Source organism: Mesorhizobium sp. M0293, assembly GCF_040321735.1.
GTDB lineage: Bacteria > Pseudomonadota > Alphaproteobacteria > Rhizobiales > Rhizobiaceae > Mesorhizobium.
On the sequence record NZ_JAMYSA010000216.1, the window covers coordinates 1 to 4,553 of the forward strand.

At 63.3% G+C, this 4,553-nt stretch carries 5 protein-coding genes and 2 pseudogenes; 3 read left to right on the top strand and 4 right to left on the bottom strand.

Annotation, left to right across the window (positions count from 1 at the left end; all coding sequences use genetic code 11):
• Positions 1-299, top strand: a pseudogene (locus NKJ06_RS34500) (IS4 family transposase); the annotation flags it as partial.
• A 33-nt stretch (positions 300-332) separates the two neighbouring features.
• A pseudogene (locus NKJ06_RS34505) lies at positions 333-651 on the top strand (endonuclease domain-containing protein).
• Between the two features lie 87 nt (positions 652-738).
• Here the strand turns inward: NKJ06_RS34505 and NKJ06_RS34510 are convergent.
• Positions 739-1,491, bottom strand: a complete 753-nt coding sequence (locus NKJ06_RS34510; protein WP_352635918.1) for a GntR family transcriptional regulator — start codon at positions 1,489-1,491, stop codon at positions 739-741.
• A gap of 101 nt (positions 1,492-1,592) precedes the next feature.
• Between NKJ06_RS34510 and NKJ06_RS34515 the strand changes: the two genes are divergently transcribed.
• Entirely contained in the window at positions 1,593-2,138 is a 546-nt protein-coding gene (locus tag NKJ06_RS34515) for an autotransporter (protein WP_352635916.1), read from the top strand.
• A 23-nt stretch (positions 2,139-2,161) separates the two neighbouring features.
• On the opposite strand, the gene NKJ06_RS34520 is transcribed toward NKJ06_RS34515, so the two are convergent.
• From NKJ06_RS34520 to NKJ06_RS34530, 3 genes are all read right to left on the bottom strand, one after another.
• A complete protein-coding gene (locus tag NKJ06_RS34520) occupies positions 2,162-3,010 on the bottom strand; it encodes an aldo/keto reductase (RefSeq protein ID WP_352635914.1) in 849 nt (282 codons plus the stop codon).
• Positions 3,011-3,155: 145 nt separating this feature from the next.
• A complete protein-coding gene (locus tag NKJ06_RS34525; protein WP_352635912.1) occupies positions 3,156-3,788 on the bottom strand; it encodes a Vgb family protein in 633 nt (210 codons plus the stop codon).
• A gap of 36 nt (positions 3,789-3,824) precedes the next feature.
• Positions 3,825-4,553 (bottom strand): winged helix-turn-helix domain-containing protein (locus tag NKJ06_RS34530; protein ID WP_502905676.1); only part of this gene is annotated, 729 nt, incomplete at its 5' end.

Sequence of the window (4,553 nt, forward strand, 5' to 3'; positions counted from 1 at the left end):
GGCAAATCGAGCTTCTGTTCCGCTGGATCAAGCAGCACCTCAAGATCGGCAAGTTCCTGGGCAACAACGGCAATGCAATCCGCCTACAGCTCTTCGCGGCAATGATCGCCTATGCACTGCTGCGCATCGTCGCGCGCACCCGAGGTGTCGTCATTCCAATCCTGCGGTTCACAGAGCTGGTCGCCCAATACTTGTTCGGGCGGCGAAAAATACACGCCATCGACAAGCCGCCGCCGGTCAATCCGAGCCGGCCAAGAGACCGATCCTCCCTCAATCAGATGGCCTTCATATATGAATAGCTTTCCCCGGACAGTCCTGCCCTTGTGGGGGAGATGTCCGGCAGGACAGAGGGGGGCGCCGTAGAGCGCCAGCGTTCGCCACAAACAGCTATGCCTCTCGGCTTCCGCAGGCAATTTCCAATCGCAAGCTACATCGCCGACTTTGCTTGCCCGGGCAAAAAGCTCGTCGTGGAGGTCGACGGGGTTCAGCACGGCGACGCCGATCCTGCGATGGCCGACACCCTGAGGACGAAGCGCCTGGAACAGGATGGCTGGACCGTCCTTCGCTTCTGGAATGACGATGTCATCCGCGACATCGACCAATGTCTGCCAACATATTGTCATCGTGGCAGGTTTGGTTGACACGCTGTGATATGTTGGCGGGCCAGCGCCCCCCTCTGTCCTGCCGGACATCTCCCCCACTTGGGGGGAGATTGGCAGCTTCGTCGACCGTCTCCCCTCAAGCAAAGTCCTGCAAATTGGTCTCCTGAAGCTTGGTGCCCGCGAGCAGGGCTTCGAGCACCTGCTTCTTGAGCGTGAGGCACTGCGAGCGGGCAAGTTTGACGATGCCGGAAACCTCGCGTGCCTCGCAGGCATGAACCAGGTCCTTTTGCTGGCCGATGATCAGCTGGGTGAAGTCGCGCGATCTGAATCCGAGATGGAGAACCCTCTCCGACTGGTCGAGTATCTGACCCAGGAGCTGCGCCAGGCGTGAATTTCCGGAGAGTTCCGCGAGCGCCAGACGAAAGGCCCGATCCGCCGCCAGGAATGCAACGTGGCTGCGCAGCGTCTCCGGCTTCAGCACTTTCTTCGCAGCCTGCCTGATATCTTCGAGCCCCCGCTCGGTGAGGCCCGACGCGGCTACCCTGAACACCTCCGGCTCAATCAGGCTGCGGACATCGAATATCTCGGCGACATCGCGCAGCGTCAGCGGCGTGATGACATAGCCGCGGCGCGGCTCGCTCCTGACCAGCCCTTCCTGCATCAGCCGGGTCAGCGCTGCGCGGATCGTCGCCTTCCGGATCAGGTAACGGTCACCGATCTGCTTTTCGGTCAGCGTTTCGCCCGGACGCAGCACGCAGGCGACGATGTCGCTCTTCACCTGCTCGTAAGCCTGCTCGCTGCGCAGCAGGTCGGCGGTCGACGGCGCCGCCGCCGAGCCAGCGGACAGGGTCGGTTTCGCCGACGCGGCTGTGAAATCGCGAGGAGTCATGTCTGTTCCGTTCTGGCGATCCCGTTGACGACGCCATCGACATTGACTAGCCTGAGCATCTCAGATCTATCAATTGATCATCTCAAAAGGGATAACTGGCAATGGCTATTCCCGTTGACTCACCTCTCTACGCGGTTGTCGATGATATCGTCAACGCAGCCGGAAGTCCCGATCCCCTCGCACGAATAAGGGCGGTGCTGGGCGACCATACGAACCGTCTTCACGCATTGGGCGTGCTCGCGCATGAAGAAGAGGACGACGAGGTGCTTCTCCATGCAAGCCCGAATTTGACGATCTACCACATCACCCTGTCGCCCGGCCTGCAGTATCCACCGCACAACCACCTGATGGATGCGTTGATCGGCATTTACAGAGGCGGCGAGACCAACTTCATCTATCCCGACGCCGCCAGCAAGCTCGATGCTCCGCGAAGGCAGGACTCCACCGCGCCCACCGTCGTGCACCTGCCCCCGAATACCGTGCATTCGGTCGCCAACACCGGTAGCGCACGGTCGGGTGCGCTGCATGTCTATCTGGGCGATCTGCCTGCGACCCATCGACAGCTCTGGGATCTTGAAAGCAATCAAGCCGAACCCTTCGACAACGATCGCTATCTGGCCGGCGCCCAGCCCATCGAGCAGTCTTGACGGGCAAGCTGCCGATCTCCCTCTCAGAACAGGAACGCGGCCGTGGCGGGGTTCGGCCCGTTGCGGCCTTCGGGCGAATCCATGCCCCGGATCGTCTGCAAATCCTGTGCATCCAACTCGAAATCGAAGACATCGAAATTGGCGGCGATGCGATCCCTGCGGATCGACTTTGGAATGACGATCAGCCCCTCCTGGAGATGCCAGCGAATGATCGTCTGCGCCGCGGACTTACCATGCCTCCTGGCAATGCCGGCAATGTTCGGATCGCTCAGCAGACGGCCGCTGCCCAGCGGGCTCCAGCTTTCGATGCGGATGTCATGCGTGGCATGAAAGTCCCGGATGCCGCGCTGCTGGAACTGGGGGTGCAGTTCGATCTGGTTGACGACGGGCGTCACGCCGGTCTCCGCGATGATCCGCTCCAGATGGTCCTGATTGAAATTCGAAACGCCGATCGACTTGATGCGGCCGGCCTGCCGGAGTTCAACCAGCGTCTTCCAGGCTTCGGCATATTTGTCCTGGCTGGGCACCGGCCAGTGGATCAGGAACAGGTCGATTTGTTCAACGCCGAGCTTCTCCATCGTCTCGTCAAAGGCGCGCAAAGCCGCATCGCGCTGGTGCGCGCCGTTGCGCAGTTTCGAGGTGATGAACAGCTCGCCACGCGGCACGCCGGCGCTTCGAATCGCCTCTCCGACCCCTTCCTCGTTCTGATAGCCTTCCGCGGTGTCGATCAGCCGATAGCCGGCCTCGATCCCCCAACCCACTACTTGCGCCGTGATGTCCTGATCGACCTGCCACACACCAAGACCGAGCTGGGGAATGGCGAAGCCGTCGTTCAACGCAATCTTCTCAGGCATGGTGAGCTGTTCAGACATGATGGGGATCCCTTGCAAAGATGGTCCAGGCGGCCCGCCCGGCGCACGCCCTATCTAGGTTCCACAGGGGGCGACGGCCAGACGGCCGCGGATAAATTTGCCGCGAGCGATCCACCGTCCTGATCTTTGGTCGGAAGATTCGGCCTCACCGCGGCCGGCGCACCGCCCGCACCACGCCGGCGGAGGTGCTGCCGCAGAAGAGGCGGTCGCCGCCATCGGATTCAAGCCCGGATACCCCCATGCCCACCGGCATGTCGAGCTTTTCCAGAACCTTGCCTGACTGCGGATCGACGCGGCGCAGATCGCTCTGGTCGCCTTCCCAGGTGGCGTGCCACAGCTCGCCATCGACCCAGGTAACGCCTGTGACGAAGCGGTTGGATTCGATGGTGCGCAGGATTGCCCCGGTCTCGGGGTCGATCTGGTGAATCCTGCGCTCACGGTATTGCCCCACCCAGAGCGTCCCTTCGGCCCAGGTCAGCCCGGAATCGGCGCCACCGCCGGGTGCTGGAATGGTGGCCAGCACCCGGCCGGTATCCGGATCGATCTTCTGTATCAGGTCGTTGGCAAGCTGGAAGAAATACATGCCATCATAGGCGGTGCCGGCATGCGCGGCGACATCGATCGAGCGCAGCGCCTGCCCGCTTTCCGGATCGAAGGCATTCAGCTTCTCGCCCGAGGCAAACCAGACACTGTTGCCGTCAAAACTCACTCCATGCACCCTCTCCACCCCCGGAAAGGGTCCGTACTCGCGCAGGACTTCGGCCGCTGAATGTTTCATGTCTTGATCCTCACTGAGATGGTCCGATGTCCCTTACTAACCACTCGGCAGCGGGGACGGGAGTAACAAGGTGGTCGTGAATCCGGCCACCGGCGGCGTCATCCAACGCCGCGCCCGTCCGTGCCCGAAAGACTGCACCTTGCCGGCTTCGCCAAGCTGCTCCAGCGCCCGCTGCACGCTGCGCTGGCCGGTGCCAAGCGCCAACGCCAGCGCCGAACTCGCCCAGGATTCACCATCGGCAAGGAAGGCCAGCACCGTCGCGTGCCGCTCCTCGATCGGCCGCGCCAGCACCACCACCTCGCGCGCCTCGCGCGGTGCCAGCGCGAAGCCTTGGCTGGTCGCGCCGATGTCGGCCAGCCCCCGCAGTTCGGCGCGCAGCCGGCCGATCTCGACCCGCAGCCGCGCCCGATGCGATTCATCGGCGTGCCTGCCGCCAAAGGCTTGCGCGATAAGTGTTGCCCTCGACACATCCGCCGGCCACGCTTCGGCGAGCGTGCGTGCCAGCGCAAACAGCACCGGGCGCGTTGCCAGCGAGACGCTTGTTTCCTGCTGGCGCACGACATAGCGGAAGCTATCGATCACCAGCGCCGGCGACGCCTGCAGCGCCTCGACATCCTCGAGCAGCAAGGGGCGCTGCTCACCACCGGCGATCAGCCGCGCCGCCGGCGTGTCCAGCGCCAGGAAAGCGCTGTCGACCTCTGCCATCAGGCCCGCAATCCCCGCGCCGCGGGCCGCGTGGCGGGCCCCCTCCCCTGCCCAGCCCCC